The organism is Rhodanobacter lindaniclasticus (assembly GCF_004799035.1).
Taxonomy (GTDB): domain Bacteria; phylum Pseudomonadota; class Gammaproteobacteria; order Xanthomonadales; family Rhodanobacteraceae; genus Rhodanobacter; species Rhodanobacter lindaniclasticus.
The window spans coordinates 1-20,000 of the sequence record NZ_MWIO01000053.1; the positions used below are offsets into that span (position 1 = coordinate 1).

The 20,000-nt window shown below is 68.0% G+C and carries 16 protein-coding genes; 2 read left to right on the forward strand and 14 right to left on the reverse strand.

The genetic code is table 11. The annotated features are described in order from the left end of the window. Nucleotides 1-14: 14 nt before the first annotated feature. Nucleotides 15-1,907, forward strand: coding sequence for a sulfotransferase (locus tag B1991_RS15510; protein WP_246031199.1), 1,893 nt, complete (start codon nt 15-17; stop codon nt 1,905-1,907). 92 nt (nt 1,908-1,999) lie between these two features. Here the strand turns inward: B1991_RS15510 and B1991_RS15515 are convergent, their stop codons facing one another. The 12 genes from B1991_RS15515 to B1991_RS15570 form a co-directional block, all read right to left on the reverse strand. Then, nucleotides 2,000-4,249, reverse strand: coding sequence for a carboxy terminal-processing peptidase (locus B1991_RS15515; protein ID WP_136259584.1), 2,250 nt, complete (start codon nt 4,247-4,249; stop codon nt 2,000-2,002). Nucleotides 4,250-4,257: 8 nt separating this feature from the next. Further along, nucleotides 4,258-5,268: a lipoyl synthase gene (gene lipA / locus B1991_RS15520; protein ID WP_136259585.1), complete on the reverse strand. Its 1,011-nt coding sequence runs from the start codon at nt 5,266-5,268 to the stop codon at nt 4,258-4,260. 10 nt (nt 5,269-5,278) lie between these two features. Beyond that, nucleotides 5,279-5,935: a lipoyl(octanoyl) transferase LipB gene (lipB, locus tag B1991_RS15525; RefSeq protein WP_136259598.1), complete on the reverse strand. Its 657-nt coding sequence runs from the start codon at nt 5,933-5,935 to the stop codon at nt 5,279-5,281. A 156-nt stretch (nt 5,936-6,091) separates the two neighbouring features. Beyond that, nucleotides 6,092-6,382, reverse strand: a complete 291-nt coding sequence (locus tag B1991_RS15530) for a YbeD family protein (RefSeq protein WP_136259586.1) — start codon at nt 6,380-6,382, stop codon at nt 6,092-6,094. Beyond that, entirely contained in the window at nt 6,382-7,626 is a 1,245-nt protein-coding gene (locus tag B1991_RS15535) for a D-alanyl-D-alanine carboxypeptidase family protein (RefSeq protein WP_136259587.1), read from the reverse strand. The genes B1991_RS15530 and B1991_RS15535 overlap by 1 nt, the downstream gene beginning before the upstream one ends. 76 nt (nt 7,627-7,702) lie before the next feature. Further along, the gene (locus B1991_RS15540) at nt 7,703-8,608 is read right to left on the reverse strand and encodes a septal ring lytic transglycosylase RlpA family protein (RefSeq protein ID WP_136259588.1); all 906 of its coding nucleotides are present in this window, start codon (nt 8,606-8,608) and stop codon (nt 7,703-7,705) included. Then, entirely contained in the window at nt 8,605-9,609 is a 1,005-nt protein-coding gene (gene mltB, locus B1991_RS15545; protein ID WP_136259589.1) for a lytic murein transglycosylase B, read from the reverse strand. The genes B1991_RS15540 and mltB overlap by 4 nt, the downstream gene beginning before the upstream one ends. Before the next feature lie 96 nt (nt 9,610-9,705). Beyond that, nucleotides 9,706-10,821 carry a rod shape-determining protein RodA gene (gene rodA, locus B1991_RS15550; RefSeq protein ID WP_136259590.1) on the reverse strand — a complete coding sequence of 372 codons (1,116 nt, stop codon included), beginning with the start codon at nt 10,819-10,821 and terminating at the stop codon, nt 9,706-9,708. Continuing rightward, a complete protein-coding gene (gene mrdA / locus B1991_RS15555) occupies nt 10,818-12,779 on the reverse strand; it encodes a penicillin-binding protein 2 (RefSeq protein ID WP_136259591.1) in 1,962 nt (653 codons plus the stop codon). The genes rodA and mrdA overlap by 4 nt, the downstream gene beginning before the upstream one ends. A gap of 30 nt (nt 12,780-12,809) precedes the next feature. Beyond that, nucleotides 12,810-13,295, reverse strand: a complete 486-nt coding sequence (gene mreD / locus B1991_RS15560; protein WP_136259592.1) for a rod shape-determining protein MreD — start codon at nt 13,293-13,295, stop codon at nt 12,810-12,812. After that, nucleotides 13,292-14,257, reverse strand: a complete 966-nt coding sequence (mreC, locus tag B1991_RS15565; RefSeq protein WP_136259593.1) for a rod shape-determining protein MreC — start codon at nt 14,255-14,257, stop codon at nt 13,292-13,294. The genes mreD and mreC overlap by 4 nt, the downstream gene beginning before the upstream one ends. Before the next feature lie 21 nt (nt 14,258-14,278). Beyond that, nucleotides 14,279-15,325 carry a rod shape-determining protein gene (locus B1991_RS15570; RefSeq protein WP_136259594.1) on the reverse strand — a complete coding sequence of 349 codons (1,047 nt, stop codon included), beginning with the start codon at nt 15,323-15,325 and terminating at the stop codon, nt 14,279-14,281. A 273-nt stretch (nt 15,326-15,598) separates the two neighbouring features. On the opposite strand from B1991_RS15570, the gene B1991_RS15575 reads away from it, so the two are divergent. Next, the gene (locus B1991_RS15575; RefSeq protein WP_136259595.1) at nt 15,599-16,534 is read left to right on the forward strand and encodes a carbohydrate kinase family protein; all 936 of its coding nucleotides are present in this window, start codon (nt 15,599-15,601) and stop codon (nt 16,532-16,534) included. A gap of 7 nt (nt 16,535-16,541) precedes the next feature. Here the strand turns inward: B1991_RS15575 and glpK are convergent, their stop codons facing one another. Further along, the gene (gene glpK, locus B1991_RS15580) at nt 16,542-18,047 is read right to left on the reverse strand and encodes a glycerol kinase GlpK (RefSeq protein WP_136259596.1); all 1,506 of its coding nucleotides are present in this window, start codon (nt 18,045-18,047) and stop codon (nt 16,542-16,544) included. Then, nucleotides 18,044-19,582, reverse strand: coding sequence for a glycerol-3-phosphate dehydrogenase (gene glpD, locus B1991_RS15585; protein ID WP_136259599.1), 1,539 nt, complete (start codon nt 19,580-19,582; stop codon nt 18,044-18,046). Before glpD ends, glpK begins: the two co-directional genes overlap by 4 nt. Nucleotides 19,583-20,000: the final 418 nt, after the last annotated feature.

The window sequence follows — 20,000 nt, forward strand, 5'->3', positions numbered from 1 at the left end:
CCCACCGAGGCTGCATGCCCCCGCACCCGCCCGCCGCCGATCCGCCCAGCACTCCGGCCAGCACGCTGGCCGCCGCCATGGCGAGCGCGTGGAATGCGGGCGATGCGGAACGCGTCATCGAACTCGCGGCGCAGGCGACGGAGGGCGCCGGTGACGACGAGGGCGCGCTCGTCCTGCTCGGCGTGGCGCAGCAGGCCACCGGCCGGTACGCGCAGGCGGCGACCACGTTCGGCCGCCTGTGCCGGTTGCGACCGGCCGTCTCGGCCTACTGGAACAACCTCGGCGTGGCCTCTCGCCTGGCCGGTGACCTCGCCGCATCAGGGCAGGCCTTGCGCCAGGCCCGGCAGCTCGCGCCGCGCGATGCGGAGGTGCACTACAACCTCGGCCTGCTGTACACCCAGCAACGCGACTGGCCGGCGGCACGGCAGGCACTGCTGGAAGCGGCCAGCCTCGCCCCGTCATTCATCGAGGCCCGCCTGCAGGCGGCCTACGCCTGCTACGTCTGCGGCGACAATGCAGCGCAGGAGGAAATGCTCGACGGCGCCGGCGAGTGGCCCCCGCAACCGGCCGAACAGGCGCTGATCTTGGCCGCCATGCTGTCCGTGCAGGGGGCCTCCGAGGCGGCCCTGCGCACACTCGCGCGCGCGCAGTTGCCGCCGACAGAGGCTGCCGCCGCCCCGCTGCGCCTGCGCATCGCCGCCCAGCGCGTGGTGTTGCACGAGCGCAGCAACCAGGTCGAACGCGCGCAGGAGGAACTGCAGCAGCTGCCGCTGGCCGCGATCGACGCCCTGCCGCCGGACGCCGTGCAGGCGCGCGCCGACGGTTGGCGCGCGCACGCCGCGATGGCCTCGCGCAACGGCGCGCACGCCGAGGCAGCGGCGCTGTACCGGCGCGTGCTGGCGCTGCCGCTCGACGACGAAAGCCGGGCCAGCGTCGGTTTCGGCCTCGCCATCGCCTGCGACCGGCTGGGTCGCCACGACGAGGCATGGGACGCGCTGGAGGCGGCGCACGCGGCACAACTGGAGATTGCCCGCCAGGTGATGCCGGAGCGACTGGCGGCGGACAGCCAGCCGCTGCCGCTGGCGGACTGCGTGGTCGAACCGCACGACTACGCCCGCTGGACCGAGCTGCGCGCCCCGGGCCCGCGGGAAAGCCCGGTCTTCGTGGTCGGCTTTCCGCGCTCGGGTACCACCTTGCTGGAACAGATGCTCGACGCCCACCCGGATTTCCAGTCCATGGACGAGCGCGCCTACATCCATGAGCTGATCGAAAGCATGGAGCGGGTCGGCCAGCGCTATCCCGCCGATCTCGCCTCATTGAGCCAGGACGATGCCGATGCCCTGCGCCGCAGCTACCGCCGGCGGGTCGCGCAAGTGCGCCCTGACCTTGGCGCGCGCCGGCTGGTCGACAAGAACCCGCTGAACATGCAGTGCCTGCCGATGATCATGCGGCTGTTTCCGCAGGCACGGATCATCCTCTGCCTGCGCCATCCCTGCGACGTGTTGCTCAGCTGCAGCATGCAATCGTTCCGCTCGCCGGCGTTCATGGTGCTGTGCTCCTCCCTGCCGCGCCTGGCGCATGGCTACGCGCGCGCCTTCACCCAGTGGCAGCGCGATGTCGAGGTGTTCGCGCCGCAGGTGCTGGAGTGGCGCTACGAATCCGTGGTCGAGCAGTTCGGCGACCAGGCGACGCGACTGGCGCAGTTCCTGGACCTGGCTGACGCCGTGCCCCTGCGGCGCTTCGCCGAGCATGCACGCGAGAAGCACATCAGCACGCCCAGCTACGCGCAGGTCACCCGCGGCGTCTACCGCAAGGCAGTGGGGCGCTGGCGCGACTACCGCGAGCACTTCGAGCCGGTGCTGCCCGTGTTGCAGCCATGGCTCGAACGCTTCGGCTACGACGGGTAGGAACCGGCTCGCGGGGGCAGCGTCTGCGACTCGCAGACTCCGCACGCACGACGACAGACGATGCCGCGTTGTCGTCGTGCGGAGCGGGATGCTCAGTGCGCCGGGCTGCTCGCGGACGGCGCGGGAGTGGATACGCTGGCCAGTGCGCGCGGCGAGAACTTGCCGCCGTAGGGCAGCACTTCGCTGGCCAGCTTCGGGTCGGCCTTGATCATGCCGATCGCGTCGAACAGGATGTGCGCGGTTTCCTCGAGCTGCGGGTCCTTGGCGTTCTTGGCGTCTTTCTCTTCCTTCAGCTCGCTCTTGATGCTGCGTTCGTTCGGGTTGAGGCCGTCGTCCAGGTTGCTGCCGGCCTCGGGCAGGGCCGCGTCGCTGCCGTCGATGGCGACGTGCCGCGCACGGAACGCCGCCTGCATCTGTTCCTGCTGCTTGCGTTCGGCTTCGCGGGTGGCCAGGTTCAGCGAGATCGAGGTCATGTCGCGCATCTTCTTGTACTGCGCCAGCTCGTCCAGCATCAGCTTCCAGGCCGGCGATTGCGCCGCGCGCTGGTCGTGCTGCTTGAGCAGCTGCGGCAGGTAGGCGGAGAGGTTCGCCACCGGCTCGTAGTCGGCCGGCGGAATCTGCGTCCACGGCAGCGCGTTGTCGTAAGTCGATTCGCCGAAGTCCTTCTCGTCGCCGTTCTTCGGGAACCCGATGTCGGGGGTAACGCCCTTGAGCTGGGTGGAACCGCCATTGATGCGGAAGAACTCCTGGATCGTCATCTTCAGTTCGCCCAGCTGCGGTTTCTCGCTGTCGCCGGAGGCGAACTTGTCCAGGTCCACCAGGGTCTGCACGGTGCCCTTGCCGAAGGTCGGCTCGCCGATGACCAGGCCGCGGTGATAATCCTGGATCGCCGCCGAGAAGATCTCCGAAGCCGAGGCCGTGCCGCGGTTGACCAGTACGGCCAGCGGGCCGCTCCAGCTCAGGCCGGCATCGTCGTCGCCCTGCACCTGCACTTCGCCGTGCGAGCCACGCACCTGCACCACCGGGCCCTTGTCGATGAACAGGCCGGTCATCGAATCCGCCTCGGCCAGCGAGCCACCGCCGTTGTTGCGCAGGTCCACCACGATGCCCTGCACGCCTTCCTGCTTGAGCTCGGCGATCAGCTTGGCCACGTCGCGGGTGGTGCTGCGGAAATCCTTGTCGCCGGCGCTGCGCGCGCCGAAGTCGGAGTAGAACGAAGGCAGGTCGATCACGCCGATCTTGCGGGTGACCCCGCCGTCCTTGATCTCGATGACCTTCTTGCTGGCCGCGGCGTCCTCCAGGTTGATCTTGTCGCGCACCAGGGTGAGCAGCTCGTGCTTGCCGTCGGGGCCGACATCGGCGGGCAGCACTTCCAGCCGCACCACGGTGCCCTTCTTGCCGCGAATCAGCGCGGTGACGTCGTCGATGCGCCAGCCGACCACGTCGACCATCGCGCCCTTGTCGCCCTGGCCCACCGCCACGATGCGGTCGCCCGGCTTGAGCTTGTGCGATTTCATCGCCGGGCCGCCGGCGATCAGCTTGACGATCATGGTGTAGTCGTCGCGCGACTGCAGCTGCGCACCGATGCCCTGCAGCGACAGACTCATCGCGATGTCGAAGTTGGCCGCCGCCTCCGGGCCGAGGTAGTCGGTATGCGGGTCGGTGGATTCGGCGTAGGCGTTCATGAAGGTCTGGAACGCATCGGCGCTGTTGATCTGCCGGATGCGGTCGATGTAGCCGCTGTAGCGCTTGTCCAGCGTCTTGCGGATGTCGGCGTCGTCCTTGCCGGCCAGCTTCAGGCGCAGCCAGTCGTTCTTGGTGCGCTTGCGCCACAGGTCGTCCGCCGCGGCCTTGTCCTTCGGCCACGCGGCGTCCTTGCGGTCGACGTCGTAGCTCTCGTCACGGCTGAGGTCGAAGCCGTCCTTCAGCAGGCTGCGGGCATAGGTCATGCGCTGCACGGCACGCTGCACGTACAGGTTGAAGACGGCGAAGGGAGCGGACAGGTCGCTGTTCCAGATCGCGTCGTCGAACTTCGTTTTCAGCGGCGCGAACTTGTCCATGTCGGCCTGGGTGAAGAACACCTTGTCGCCATCGAGCATCTTCAAATACGCCTTGTAGATGCGCGCGGACATCGCGTCATCCAGCGGCTGGGCGTCGTAATGGAAGCGGGTCAGGAAGCGCGCGGACAACTGCGCGGCCTGGGCCTGCTCGGCGGTGGGCTCGAGCGGCCAGGTGGCCGCCTTGCGGGGCTTGGGACCGGCGCCCAGGTCAGCCGCGGACTGTGCGTAGACGCAGCCGGCGGAGAGGGCGAACAGCAGGACCAGTGCGGGGCGAAGTTTCATGGATGCTCTCAGGCGAATTCGGTGACACCGGCTGCATGGGCCTGCAGGTCGGCGTGATAGGACGATCGCACCAGCGGGCCGGAGGCGACGTGATGGAAGCCCATGGCCTCGCCGGCCTGGCGCAACGCATCGAACTCATCCGGCGTCCAGTAGCGCAACACCGGATGGTGGTGTGGCGTGGGCTGCAGGTACTGGCCGATGGTGATCATCTCCACGTCGTGGGCGCGTAAATCGCGCAGCGTCTGCAGCACCTGTTCCTGCGTCTCGCCCAGGCCAAGCATGATGCCGGACTTGGTCGGCACCTCCGGGTGCTGCGCCTTGAAGCGCTTGAGCAGGTCCAGCGACCACTGGTAGTCGGCGCCGGGGCGCACCTCGCGGTAGAGGTGCGGCACGGTTTCCAGGTTGTGGTTGAACACGTCCGGTGGATACGCCTCGAGTATCTCCAGCGCACGTTCCATGCGGCCCTTGCCGCGGAAATCCGGGGTGAGGATCTCGATGCGGATGTTCGGACTGGCGTGGCGCACCGCGCGGATGCAGCTGGCGAAGTGCGCCGCACCGCCGTCGCGCAGGTCGTCGCGGTCGACCGAGGTGATCACCACGTACTTCAGCCGCATGTCGGCGATGGTCTGCGCCAGGCGCGCCGGCTCCAGCTCATCCGGCGGCTGCGGCCGGCCATGCGCCACGTCGCAGAACGAGCAGCGCCGCGTGCACACCTCGCCGAGGATCATGAAGGTGGCGGTGCCGTGGCTGAAACACTCGTGGATGTTGGGGCAGGAGGCCTCCTCGCACACGGTGACCAGCGCGTTCTCGCGCAGACGGGCCTTCAGCTGCTGCACGGCGTTGCCCTGCGGCAGCCGCACGCGGATCCAGTTCGGCTTGCGCAAGGTCGGCACGCTGGTGTCGAAACCGGCGCGGTTCAGCGCGATCTTGTCGCTGCCGAGCTGTTTCTCCACCGCGCCGGTGCCGGCCACGACCTGGATCGGAATGGATTTGGACAAGGGAACGCCGGTTTCGCTCATGGGTGAGGGTTCAGACCGCTGCACGCGCGGGGAGTTCGGGGATCAGGGGGGCAGCGGGAACGGCGGCGAAGCCGAACTGGCGACAAAACTCCTCCGCCAGGACCGTCTCGACGTCCGCCAGCTGCGACGGACCACCCAAGTCTAGCAGTTGTGTGACCGCCAAACCCTTGTAACCGCAAGGGTTGATGCGCCCGAACGGCTCCAGGTCCATGGCCACGTTGAAGGCCAGTCCGTGGAAACTGCAACCCCGGCGCACGCGCAGGCCGAGCGCGGCGATCTTGGCCTCGCCCACGTACACGCCGGGAGCGCCTTCGCGCCGTTCCGCCGCGACCTGCCAGTGCGCCAGCGTGTCGATCAGCGCCTGCTCGATCCGCCGCACGAGTTCGCGCACGCCCACGCCGGCCCGGCGCAGGTCGATCAGCGGGTAGCCGACGATCTGGCCGGGCCCGTGGTAGGTCACCTGGCCGCCGCGGTCGACCGGGATCACCGGGATGTCGCCCGGCGCCAGCACGTGTTCCATCTTGCCGGCCTGGCCCAGGGTGAACACCGGGTCGTGCTCCAGCAGCCACAGCTCGTCCGGCGTGTCCGCCGTGCGGTTGTCGGTGAATGCGCTCATCGCCTGCCACGTGGCCGCGTAAGGCTGGCGGCCAAGATGGCGGACGCGCAGTGGCGGGCGTTCGGGATGCGGGATGGGGGAATCGGGTGTCACGCGAACTTGCTGCCTCGCACTGCTTCGGGATGGAGCGCCGCCGGGTTCATGCCGGCGCGGGGATTCGGGACGCGGCGGCGGCGAATCCCCGATGCCGCATCCAGGACCCCGGCTTCACAACGTGTACCGGATATCCGCATCGGCGCGCAGCGCGTGATGCGCGGCCTCGTACTGCTCGCGGTTGTCGCAGCGGAAGGTGACGGTGACCGAGACGAAATTGCCTGCGCCGGAGTGGCGGTGGCGCACGGTTTCGTGCAGCACGTGCAGGCCGGCCCGTTCGAGCAGTTGCGGCACGTGGCGGGGCAGGTCGGCGCTGGCGCTGCCCACGGCGGTGATCTCGAACTCGCCAGGGAACTGGAAGCCCTTGCCTTGCTGCTTCGCCTTGTCGAAGTCGATCGGTTGCATCACTTGGCGCTCGGCGCCTGCTCGGTGTTGCCGGTGTCCTTGTGGAACCACAGCAGGATGCTGTCCCACAGGCGCGAGAAGAAGCCGCCCTGCGGCGCGTCGGCCAGCGAAATCAGCGGCACCGTCTGCAGCGCCTGGCCATCCAGGCTGATGCGCAGGCTGCCGATCTGCTGGCCCTTCTTGAACGGCGCGATCAGGGTCGAGGGAATGTCCATGACCGCCTTGAGCTTGTCGTACTGGCCAGTCTTGACGGTGACCAGCACGTCGTTGGCCACGCCGATCGGCAGCGTATCGGCCTCGCCCTTCCACAGTCGCGGCGTCGCCAGCGGCTTGCTGGTGTCGTACAGCTTGTGCGTCTCGTAGAAGCGGAAACCGTAGTTGAGCAGGGCCATTGCCGAATCGGCGCGCGCCTTGTTGGAGCTGGCGCCCATCACCACCGCGATCATGCGCTCGTCGCCGTGCTTGGCCGACGCCGCCAGGCAGAAACCCGCCTCCGCGGTATGCCCGGTCTTGATGCCGTCCACCGCCGGATCACGCCAGAGCAGTTCGTTGCGATTCTGCTGCTTGATGCCGTTCCACTCGTACGACTTGATGGCCGATATCGCGTAATCCTCGGGGAAATTGTGGATCAGCGCGCGTGACAGGATGGCGATGTCGCGCGCGGAGCTGTAGTGGTTCTCCACCGGGTAGCCGGAGGCGTTGGAGAAATGCGTGTTGGTCATGCCCAGCTGCTTGGCGTAGGCATTCATCAGGCTGGCGAAGGCATCCTCCGAGCCGGCGGTGTGTTCGGCCAGCGCGATCGCCGCGTCGTTGCCGGACTGCACGATCATGCCCTTGAGCAGGTCCATCAGCGACACCTGGCTGCCCAGCTTGAGGAAGCTGGTGGAGCCGTCGGTGCCGGCGCCGCCGCCGCGCCAGGCATGCTCGCTGATGGTGATCATGTCGCCGGCATGGATGCGCCCGTTGGCGAGCTCGGCCGACACCGCGTAATCGGTCATCACCTTGGTCAGCGACGCCGGCGCGCGGCGTGCATCGGGATCCTTCGAGGCGAGTACCTGGCCGGTGGCATAGTCCATCAGCACCCAGCTGGCGCCGTCGACTTCCGGCGGCGGCGGCACCGGTGCGGCCGGCATCGCCGGGCGCGGCACGGGCGACGGGTGGGGCGGGGTCTGCGCCATCGCGACGCCGACAAGCAGGACGGCAGTGGCGGCAAACGGCATCAGGGTGCGTCGAAGAAGGTTCATCGTGTTTTCGAGTCCGGTTTTTCAAGGATCGGCGTGGCGCGCGCCGAAGTGACAAGGAAGCCTGCGCAAATCCTGCTCAGTCTACCGCGACCTGCGGCGAAGGCAGACCCATGCGTTCGATCCGGCGACTGACTTCGTCGGCGCGATCGACGCTGTCCAGCGGGCCCACCCGCACGCGGCGCAGGCGCTGGCCATGCACCACGCCGTCGATCACCTGCACCGTGCCGAGGTCGGCCGCACGCAGACGCCGGGCCAGGCGATCGGCGTTGGCCATGTCGGCGAACGCACCCACCTGCAGGTAGATTCCCGGATGTCTGCCTGAGACCGCCTCCGGCGGCGGCAGTTCCTGCGCGGGACGCGCCGGGTCGATGCCGCGCACCTCGACCAGGCCGGTGCCCTTGGGCCAGATGCCGATCTTCACCGCGGCGGCGTAGGACAGGTCGATCAGCCGGTTGTCGTGGAACGGGCCGCGATCGTTGACCCGCACGGTCACGCTCCTGCCGTTCTCCAGGTTGGTCACCCGCGCGTAGCTGGGCAGCGGCAGCGTGGTGCTGGCCGCACTGAACGCGTACATGTCGTAGGTTTCGAGGTTGGAGGTCTTGTAGCCATGGAACTTGTTGCCGTAGAACGAGGCGATGCCGCGCTCGTCGTAGCCGCGCGCCGTGGACAACACCCGATAGGTCTTGCCGCGCACGGTATAGGGCGACTTGTTGCCATAGCGCGAGTGCGGCTCGGCCTTCGGCACCGGCTCGGGCAACTTGCTGACGTCGATCGGCGGCGGCACGCTGTCGTTGCCGTCGCGATAGCGGCTGGACTGCGGACGGCTGAGGTCATCGCGGATGCCGCCCTCACCGGCCGGGGATGTCGTGCCGGACACTCCGCGATGAGCCGCACCGGCCGACCCCGGCCGGCTGCGCGACCCGCTGCACGCCGCGAGCAGCAGGCCGGCCACGAGCACGGCGGTGACGGCAACGAGCCTCACCGCGCCGCGTCCGCCTGCGCCACGCCGGCAGCGATCGCCTGCGCCAGCTGCTCCACGGCCATCGCGTACAGCGGGCTGCGGTTGTAACGGGTGATCACGTAGAAATTCTGGAAGGTGAACCAGTACTCCGGCCCGGTGGGGCCTTCGAGTTGCTGCAGGCTGGCGGGCCGGCCCGGATCCAGCCGCTGCAGCGGCGCATAGCCCCAGGCCTCGTACTGTTCCAGCGGATGCTTCGGCGTGAGCTCGTTGAGGTCGTTCGCGTGCGCCCTGGCATCGGGTTGCGCCCGCGCGACCACCGGGGCGTCGCACTCCCAGCCGTGCCCATGCAGATAGTTGGCGACACTGGCCAGGATGTCGGCGGCCGAGTCATGCAGGTCGATGCGGCCGTCGTGGTCTTCGTCGACCGCGTAGTCGCGGATGCTCGAAGGCATGAACTGGCCCCAGCCTTGCGCGCCGGCATAGGAGCCGAGCAGGCTGTCCAGCGGCCCGGCCAGCTGGCTGGCGGGCAGCTCCAGCAGGGCCTTCAGCTGTTCACGGAAAAAGGGCGCGCGCGGCGGGTAGTAGAACGCCAGCGTCACCAGCGCATCGAGCACCTTGTAGCGGCCCACGATGCGCCCGTAGTTGGTCTCCACGCCGATGATCGCCACGATGTACTGCGGTGCCACGCCGTACTCGGTCGCGATCCGGTCGAGCAGCGCACGATGCTGCTGGTAGAACGCGACGCCGCCATCGATGCGGGCGTCGGTGAGGAAGATCGGGCGGTAGTCCTTCCACGGCTTGGCCTCGGCCGGGCGGCTGATCGCATCGAGGATGGACTGCTGCATGGTGGCGCCGTCGAGCAGTGCGTTGAGCGCCGCCGGACTCTGGCCGGTGTCGCGCGCCACCTCCCGCACCAGCTCCGCCTGGCCCGGATGGGCGGCCAGCGCCGTGTTCGTTCCAGCCATCCAGAACAGCAAGACCAGCAGACAACAGGACAGACGGGACACGGGATGCACGGACATGCAAGGCCTTCGCTGGGGAAAAATCGGGTTCATCGAAAGCCTACCATGCGAGCCGCGGCGACTTCGGACCATCGCGTGGCACGCACGTGGCGCGATTCAGATGTGACTCTTGCGGTTTGCATGGATCGACATCAGCACGCCGAAACCGGTCAGCAGGGACACCGCCGACGTGCCGCCGTAACTGATCATCGGCATCGGCACGCCGACCACCGGCAACATGCCTGCGACCATGCCGCCGTTGACGAACACGTAGACGAAGAAGCTCATGCCGATCGCGCCGGCCAGCAGGCGCGAATACGTATCGCGCGCCTCCATCGCGATCCACAGGCAGCGGCCGATGATGAATGCGTACAGCGCGATCAATGCGCACACGCCGACCAGGCCGAACTCCTCGGAGAACACCGCGAAGATGAAATCGGTGGTGTGCTCGGGCAGGAAATCCAGCCGTGACTGCGTGCTGTGCAGCCAACCTTTGCCGAACACGCCGCCGGAGCCCACCGCGATCTGCGATTGGATGATGTGCCAGCCGTTGCCCAGCGGATCGGATTCCGGATTGAGCAGGGTCAGCACGCGGTCGCGCTGGTACTGGTGCAGGAAGTGCCAGCCGATCGGGATCATGCCCACCACCGCGCCGACCAGCAATCCGATGCGCCACCACGCCATGCCGGAGAGGAACAGCGCGAACGCGCCGGCCGTGGCCACCAGCACCGCCGTGCCGAGATCCGGCTGCTCGGCGATCAAGCCGGCGGGAATGGCGATCAGGATGCCGACCACCGCGATGTCCTTCCAACCCGGCGGCAGCTGCCGCGGGTGCAGGTACCAGGCCACCATCATCGGCGTGGTCAGCTTGAGCAGTTCGGACGGCTGGAAGCGCATCACGCCAAGGTCGAGCCAGCGCATCGAACCGCGCCCTTCGCCGAGGATCGCCACCACCACCAGCAAGGCGACGCTGACGGCGTAGAGGCCCGGCGTCCAGCTGCGCAGCACCGATGGAGGGATGCGCGAGACCAGCAGCAGCAAGGCGCCACCCAGCACGAAACGCGCGGCCTGGCCGCCGACCAGGGCAAGGCTGCGATCGCCCGCGCTGTACAACGTGGACAGGCCGATCAAGGCCAGCAAGAACAGGCCGGCGGCCAGCGGCAGGTCGATCCGCCGCCGGGTCATCACCCGGTGCGCGAAGCGGCGCAGGCGCACGCGCAGTACACCGATCATGGCTGCACCCCGCTGCTGGCGGACACCGGCAAGTCCTCGACGACCGACCCGGCCGGCGCCGGCGTGCCGGACGGCAGCGCGGCGGCATCCGGCAGCCGCTCGGCGCCGGGCAGCACGCCATGGCGGGTGGCCAGCCATGCATCGAGGATCCTGCGCACGATCGGCCCGGCCGCCGAAGCGCCCCAGGCACCCTGCTCCAGCACCACGGCCACGGCGATCTGCGGGTGGTCGGCCGGCGCGTAGGCAATGAACCAGGCGCGATGGCGGGTGGCCAGATACGCGGTGCTGCGATTGGTGTCGTACGCGTCGCTGGTGCGCGAATAGCGCTCGGCGGTGCCGCTCTTGCCAGCGATCGCGTAGGGGAAGCCGTCGTTCAGCCCCCTGCCGGTACCGTCGGTGATCACCGCGCGCATGCCTTCGTTGATCACCGCCCAGTCGCCGCGCTGGCGGATCAGGGTGGCACCGGGTGGATTGGGCAGCGGCTGGCGCTGCGCCTCGCCCACCGTGCTGGTGGCCAGGCCCAGCCGCGGCAGGTACGGCACGCCACCGCCGGCCAGGGTCGCCACCGCGTGGGCCAGCTGCAGCGGGGTAACCGCCCAGTAACCCTGGCCGATGCCGGCGATCACCGTTTCGCCGGGATACCAGGGCTGCTTGCTGCTGGTGGCCTTCCACTGGCGCGAAGGCAGGATGCCGTCGGACTCGCCGATCAGGTCGACGCCGGTCTTGCGCCCGAAGCCGAAGCGGCCCATCCACTGGCTCAGCCGGTCGATGCCCATGTCCAGCGCCAGCTTGTAGAAATAGGTGTTGGTCGACTTCTCGATCGCGGTGACCATGTCCACCGTGCCGTCGCCGCCGCGCTTGTCGTCGCGGTAGCAGCGCGTCTGCCCCGGCAGGCAGAACTGGCCGTTGGAGAACACCGTATCCGACGGCTTGCGCAGGCCCAGTTCCAGCCCGCCGAGTGCCAGGAACGGTTTCACCGTCGAACCCGGCGGATAGACGCCGCGCAGCGCGCGGTTGTACAGCGGCTTGTCCGGGTTGGTGGTCAGCGCGCGGTAGTCGGCCTGGCTGATGCCGTTGACGAACAGGTTGGGGTCGAACGTGGGCACGCTGACCATCGCCAGCACCTGGCCGTTGCGCGGGTCGATCGCCACCGCCGCACCGGGGCGCCCTTCGAACGCTGCCTCGGCGGCCTTCTGGATGCGCACGTCGATGCTCAGGTAGAGGCTGCGGCCGGGCGTGGGCGCATGGGTTTCCAGCACGTGCTGGGTACGGCCATCGGCGTTGACCTCCAGCAGTTCGTAGCCGGGTTTGCCGTGCAGCAGATCCTCGTAGGAACGCTCCACGCCGCTGCGCCCGACATGGCTGGTGCCCTGGTAGCGGTCCGGATCCAGCCGCTGCAGGTCGTCCGCATCGATGCGTCCCACGTAGCCGACCACGTGGGCAAACAAGGAGCCGAACGGATAATGCCGGGTCAGGTAGGGCACCACGTCGACGTTGGGAAAACGCCAGCGATTGACCGCGAAACGGTCGATCTCGTCCTCGGTCAGGTGCATCTTCAGCGGCACGCTGTCGAAGCGCCGGCTCTGCCGCAGCTGCTTGTTGAACGCGTCGATGTCGTCCTGGTCCAGCGGCACCACCTGGCCCAGCCGCGCCAGCAGCGCGGGCATGTCCTTGACCTGCTCCGGCACCACTTCCAGCCGGAACGCCGGCACGTTGTCGGCCAGCACCACGCCGTTGCGATCGTAGATCAGGCCGCGCGCCGGCGGGATCGCGCGCGGCTTGACCCGGTTGTTGATCGAACGGGTGGCGAACTCGGCGTGCCGCGTGACCTGCAGCACCATGTAGCGCCCGACCAGGCCGACCAGGCCGAGCAGGATCAGCACGAAACCCACCAGCGCGCGGCGGCGGAACAGCGCGGTCTCGTCACGGACATTCTTGAGCGCGCGGCGACTCTTCATCTCACCGGCTCATGCTCACTGGATCATGCTTCATTGGATCCGCAGCCGCGCGCGCAGGTCGTCGAGCAACAGGAACAGGAACGGCCACAGCGCCGCACCGACGAACGGGGAAATCCACCAGCTCGCCGGCGGCAGCGAGGCGCCGGCCAGCATGCGCACCAGCAGCAGCAGGATGCGGTCGTTGAGCAGCAAGGCCAGCACTGCCAGCGCCTGCTGCCACATCGGAAAGAAGCGCAGCCGCGAACGGAAGTGCACGGTGATGAAGACCAGCGCGCACAGGCGCAGCGCCTGCTCGCCCAGCAGCACGCCATCGAGCAGGTCCGCAAACAGACCCACGCCGAAGGCGAGGCCCAGGCTCACCCGGTCTTCCGATTCCAGCGCCCAGTACAGCAGCACCAGCGCAGGCCAGTACGGCTTGAACGGCTCCAGCACGCCGGGCAGCGGCACCAGCATCAGCAGCAGCGATGCGGCCAGCGTGCCGATGAACCACCACTGGCTCAGCCGGGCGCGGCTCATCGCAGCGCTCCGCCGGCCGGGCCCGTGCGCACCGCCGGCGCCGACCCGCTGGCCGAAGCGGCCGGCGCGAGGTCCTGCGGCGGTCCCGCCGGGAGGGGAAGGTCGGGCGGTCCCTTGGGTTCGGCCTGGTCGTGCAGCAGCAGCACATCGGTGCTGCGATCGAGGTCCGCCGCCGGCGTGGCCAGGGCGACCTGGAACATGCCGGTGGGCGCCGGCGCTACGCTGTCGATCCGGCCCACCGGAAACCCCGGTGGAAACCGGCCGCCGATGCCCGAAGTGAGCAGCTTGTCGCCCACGCGCACGTCGGCCGCCAGCGGCAGGTTGGGCAGGCTCAGCTGGTCGCCGTCGCGCGAACCGTAGGCCACCGTGCGCAAGCCGGTACGCGCGATCGTCACCGGGATCGCATGCGAGGGGTCGGTGATCAGCATCACCACGGCGGTGTGCGGCAGCACGGCCTTCACCTGCCCCATCACGCCGTGGGCGTCGATCACCGGCTGCCCCGGTTCGACACCGTCCCGCGAACCCATGTTCAAGGTCAGCTCGTAGCGGTACGCGCCCAGATCCACGCCGATGACCCGCGCCAGTTGCACGTTGAGTTTCAGGCTGTGCTGGGTATCGAGCAGCCGCCGCAGCCGTTCGTTCTGCTCGGCAACCGCCGCCATGCGGTTCAACTTGGCGTTGGCCAGCAGCAGGTCCTCGCGCAGGCGCTGGTTCTGCGAGGTCAGCAGCTGGCGATCGGCAAAGGCGACGCCGAGGGTACGCACGCCGGCCGCGGGCAGGCCGGCCAGCCGATAAACCGGTTCGACCACCGCCGATGCAGCCGAGCGCAACTGCCACAGCCAGCCATTGCGCTGGTCCAGCACCATCAGCACCACCGCCAGCGCCAGATAGACGATCAGCCGCAGCGTGCCGGCCGCGTTGCCGGCAAACAGGGGGGAAGAACCTTCGCGTGCGCGCGCCATCGCGGCCCCCGTTGCCGCGCGCTATTCGGGCGAGAAGAAGTCGCTGCCATGCTGATCGATCAGCTCCAGCGCCTTGCCGCCGCCGCGGGCCACGCAGGTCAGCGGGTCGTCGGCCACCTGCACGTGCAGGCCGGTTTCCTCGGAGATCAGCCGGTCCAGGTCGCGCAGCAGCGCGCCGCCGCCGGTGAGCACGATGCCGCGCTCGGCCACGTCGGAGCACAGCTCCGGCGGGGTCTGCTCCAGCGCCGATTTCACTGCCGCCACGATGCCGGCCAGCGGCTCGTGCAACGCCTCGAGAATCTCGTTGGAGTTGATCGTGAACATGCGCGGCACGCCCTCGGCCAGGTTGCGCCCGGAGATCTCGATCTCCTTGACGTCGTCCTGCGGAAACGCGCAGCCGATCTGCAGCTTGATCCGCTCGGCGGTGGATTCGCCGATCAGGGTGCCGTGGTTGCGCCGCACATAGTTGATGATCGCCTCGTCGAAACGATCGCCGCCGACACGGGCGGACTGCGAGTAGACGATGCCGTTGAGCGAGATCACCGCCACCTCGGAGGTACCGCCGCCGATGTCCAGCACCATCGCGCCGCGCGCCTCGTGCACCGGGATGCCGGCACCGATCGCCGCGGCCATCGGCTCCTCGATCAGGAACACGTCGCGGGCACCGGCGCCCTCGGCCGATTCCTTGATGGCGCGGCGCTCGACCTGGGTCGAACCGCACGGCACGCAGACCAGCACGCGCGGGCTCGGGCGCAGGAAGCGCGACTTGTGCACCTGCTTGATGAAGTGCTGCAGCATCGCCTCGGTCATGGTGAAGTCGGCGATCACGCCGTCCTTCATCGGCCGCACCGTGGCGATGTTGCCCGGCGTGCGGCCCAGCATGCGCTTGGCGTCGCCGCCTACCGCCGCGATCGTGCGCGGGCCGCCGGGGCCGCGATCCTGCCGGATGGCCACCACCGAGGGCTCGTTCAGCACGATGCCCTGCCCACGCACATAGATCAGCGTGTTGGCCGTGCCGAGGTCGATGGAAACGTCGTTGGAAAAGATGCCGCGGAACTTCTTGAACATGGGTCCGCCGTAGGTCGGCCAGGCTAAACAGACAAGCTCGCCAGTCTAGTCAGGCCCACCCCTCCGCGCAAGGAAAAACAAGTTAAGAAACCCTTGTACAACACGGCCATAAGCGATTTTCCTGCGCCGTGAACTGAACTGCGACGCAGGTCGCGAAGTCGCCAGCGCGGGCGGATGGCGGTACGATGACGGCCTTTGGCTGCAGGGACCCGGTTCCGCCCGCCCGGGCGCGCGTCCGCAGCCTCCCATTCACACCGGGGGTTTTCTCGCACCATGCCTGCCGTCATCTGCGGATCGCTGGCCTACGACACCATCATGGTGTTCCAGGATCAGTTCAAGAACCACATCCTGCCCGACCAGATGCACATCCTGAACGTGTCGTTCCTGGTGCCGGCCATGCGGCGCGAGTTCGGCGGCTGTGCCGGCAACATCGCCTACAACCTCAAGCTGCTGGGCGGCGATCCGCTGCCGGTGGCAGCGGTGGGCCAGGACTTCGCGCCCTACCGGCAGCACATGGAAGACTGTGGCATCCGGCTCGACGGCGTGCGTGTGTTCGACGAACAGTTCACCCCGCAGTGCTTCATCACCACTGACCTGGACAACAACCAGATCACCGCCTTCCACCCCGGCGCGATGTCCAGCGCGCAGGAAAACCACGTGCGCGACATCCCGCAGATCGACTTCGCGATCGTGGCGCCCGATGGCCGCGAGGCGATGCTGCAGCACGTCGACGAGTTCGCCGCGCGCGACGTACCGTTCATCTTCGATCCCGGCCAGGCGATGCCGTTGTTCAATGGCGACGAGTTCCGCTCGATGATCGCCAAATCCACCTACGTGATCGTCAACGACTACGAATCCCAGCTGCTGCAGACGCGCACCGGCTGGAGCGCGGCGGAAATCGCCAGCCAGGTCACCGCCTATATCGTGACCCAGGGCCCGCGTGGCTCGATCATTCACGTTGGCGATGAAAGCCACCACATCCCGCCGGCGCGCGAGCGCGTCATCGTCGACCCGACCGGTTGCGGCGACGCCTACCGGGCCGGTCTGATGTTCGGCATCATGCGCGGCAAGGACTGGCCCACCACCGGCCGGATCGCCTCGCTGATGGGCGCGCTGAAGGTCGAGCACCCCGGCACCCAGAACCAGCGTTTCAGCTACGCCGAGTTCGCCGCGGAGTTCGCCGACCAGTTCGGCTACGCGCTGGACTGAGCGCAGATCAGCTCGCGGGAAATCCCATCGTGGCTTGCACCGCCGCCTGCCAGCCGCGGTAGAGGCGCTCACGACGCGACGCCTCCATCGCGGGATCGAAGCGGCGATCCTGCTGCCACAACCGCGCGATCTGCTCGCGGCTGTCCCAGACGCCGACGGCGAGGCCGGCCAGGTAGGCTGCGCCCAGCGCGGTGGTTTCGGTGATGCGCGGCCGCAGCAGCGGCACGCCCAGCATGTCGCTCTGGAACTGGGCCAGGAAATCGTTGCCGATCGCGCCGCCGTCGGCGCGCAACTCCTTCAGCGCGATGTCGGCGTCGGCCTCCATTGCGGCCAGCACGTCACGCGTCTGGTAGGCCATCGACTCCAGCGCGGCACGAACCAGGTGCTCCCGGCTGGTGCCGCGAGAGAGGCCGAAGATCGCGCCGCGCACGTCGCTGCGCCAATACGGTGCGCCCAGCCCGGCGAAAGCGGGCACCAGGTAGACGTCTTCGGTGGAATCCACGCTCTCGGCGCTGGCCTGCGATTGCTCGGCCCGATCCAGCAGGCGCAAGCCGTCGCGCAACCACTGCACCACGGAGCCGGCCACGAAGATGCTTCCCTCGAGCGCGTATTCCACCTCGTCGCCCAGCTTCCAGGCCAGTGTGGTCAGCAGGCCGTGCCGTGACGGCACCGCCTTGGCTCCGGTGTTCATCAGCATGAAGCAGCCGGTGCCGTAGGTGTTCTTGGCCATGCCCGGCTCGAAGCAGGCCTGGCCGAACAGGGCGGCCTGCTGATCGCCCGCGATGCCGCAGATCGGCACGTCGCGACCGAAGAAATACTTCGGCTCGATGCGTCCGTAGATTTCGCTGCAGCCGCGCACCTGCGGCAACATCGAGGCGGGCACGCCGAACAGGGCCAGCAGGTCTTCGTCCCAGCCTTGCCGATGGATGTCATACAACAGCGTGCGCGAGGCGTTGGTCACGTCGGTGACGTGGGTGCGACCGCCGGTGAGGTTCCACACCAGCCAGCTGTCGATCGTGCCGAACAGCAATTCACCCCGCTGCGCCCGTTCGCGCACCCCCTCGACGTGCTCGAACAGCCATTTCAGCTTGGTCGCTGAAAAATAGGCATCCAGCAGCAAACCGGTACGCTCGCGCACCAGCGCGTCGACAGCCTCGCTGCGCATGGCCTCGCACAGTTCCGCCGAATGCCTCGACTGCCACACCAGCGCGTTGTACACCGGCTCGCCGCTGGCGCGATCCCACACCACGGTGGTTTCGCGCTGATTGGTGATGCCGATGCCGGCCACCGCCGACGCCTCGATCCCGGCCTTGTGCATCGCCTCGGTCAGGGTGACCTGGACGCTGGTGAGGATGTCGCGCGGGCGATGCTCGACCCAGCCCGAACGCGGAAAGATCTGCTCGAACTCGCGCTGCGCCGAGGACACCACGCCGCCCTGTGCGTCGAAAATCATCGCGCGCGAACTGGTGGTGCCCTGGTCGATGGCTACTACGAAAGGACCCTTCGCTTTCATGCCGATCGCGCCCCCGCTGCCTGCGCCGTGGCGTCCACCAGCAGCGGAACCATCCGGGCCACGTAAGCCTGTACCTGGTTGCGCTGCCCGGAACTCAGGCGCAAACCCAGCTTGGTGCGTCGCCACAGCACGTCGTCGCCACTGCGCGCCCACTCCGCACGGATGAGGTAATCCAGTTCGAGCTGGTAGAGGTCGGCGCCGAAGTGTTCACCCAGATCACCCACGGCGCGCGCTTCGCCGAGCAGGGTTTCGGTGCAGGTGCCGTAGTGCCGCAACCACCGTCGCGCCAGTGCGGAGGGCAACCAGGGCCAACGCTGCGACCAGGCTGCAAGCAGTCGTTCGGCATCGGCAAAGTCGCCGCCCGGCAAGGGGTCGCCGTCAGCGGTCCACGCCGCCCGCTCGGGCTGCAGGACCTCAGCCAGGTGATCCACCGCTTCCTCGGCAAGCCGCCGGTAGGTGGTGATCTTGCCGCCGAAGATGCTCAGCAACGGCGCACCCTGTTTGTGGTCCAGCGTGATGCGATAGTCCCGACTGACCGCGCTGGCATTGCCATCCTCGTCCAGCAGCGGCCGCACGCCGCTGTAGCTCCACGCGACATCCGCCGGCTGCACCGGCGTGCGGAAATAGCGGTTGACGGCGTCGCACAGATAGCGGACCTCGTCCGTACCGATCACGACGTTCGCGGGGTCGCCGGTATAGTCGAGATCGGTGGTGCCCACCAGGGTGTAGTCATCCTCGTAGGGGATCGCGAACACGATGCGTCGATCGGGCTGCTGGAAGATGTAGGCGTGGTTGTGCTCGAACACCCGGGGCAGCACGATGTGGCTGCCCTTCACCAGCCGCACGCGTGGATGGCGATCGCAGCTCAGCACGTCACCCAGGAAGCGCCCGGCCCACGGGCCGCACGCATTGACCAGCACCTTGGCACGGCAGAGGCGCGCCTGCCCATCGGCACCAAGCAGTCGAGCCTGCCACATGCCATCTTCGACGCGAGCGGAGACGCAGCGCGTGCGCACCCGGACATCGGCACCGAGCCGGCGCGCATCCATGGCATTGAGCACGACCAGGCGCGCATCCTGCACCCAGCCATCGGAATACACGAAGCCACGTGCATACATGCTTTTCAACGGTACGCCGCTGACATGGCTGCGCAAATCCACGGCGCGCGAATCGGCCAGCGTCCGATGTCCGGCCCCCAGACTGTCATACAACAACAGGCCGAGCCGGATCATCCAGGCCGGCCGCAGATGCGATTCGTGCGGAAGGACAAACAACAGCGGCCAGGAGATATGCGGCGCAAGCCGCATGACGACCTCGCGCTCGGCCAACGCTTTCGCCACCAGCCGGAACTCGTACTGTTCCAGGTAGCGCAATCCGCCGTGGATCAGCTTGGTACTCGCGCTGGAGGTGTGCCCGGCCAGATCATCCTGCTCGCAAAGCGTCACCGAAAGTCCGCGGCCAGCGGCATCACGTGCTATCCCCGCACCGTTGATGCCGCCACCGACGATCAGGATGTCCGTGTCATGCTCCGCCATCATCGCCCTCGCCTGCGCCGAGCCGGCAATCGCATGACACGCTAGCACGCCGCCCTTGCGGCCGGTCGGCCCGTGTCGTGAAGCGCGACGGCCGACAAAACGCAACGAACCTCGTGTCGCGCCCGGAGGACGAACTATCGACCGGCGTCACGGAGCTGCCCGAGCACCCAAAAGAAACGCCCCCACCGTTTCCGGTGAGGGTGTTCGGGGTAAGGCCCCTGGCGGTGACCTGTTGCTGCGACGATCGGCAATCGTCGCAGCAACAGCCGACCAAGAAAAAACCCCCACCGTGTCGGGTGGAGGTTTTTGGGATAAAGCCCCTGGCGGTGACCTACTCTTGCATGGCAAAGCCACACATAACTTTCACTTTTTACAATCTATAGACTGCGAGAAATACGAAGAGACTATGAACAGAGGG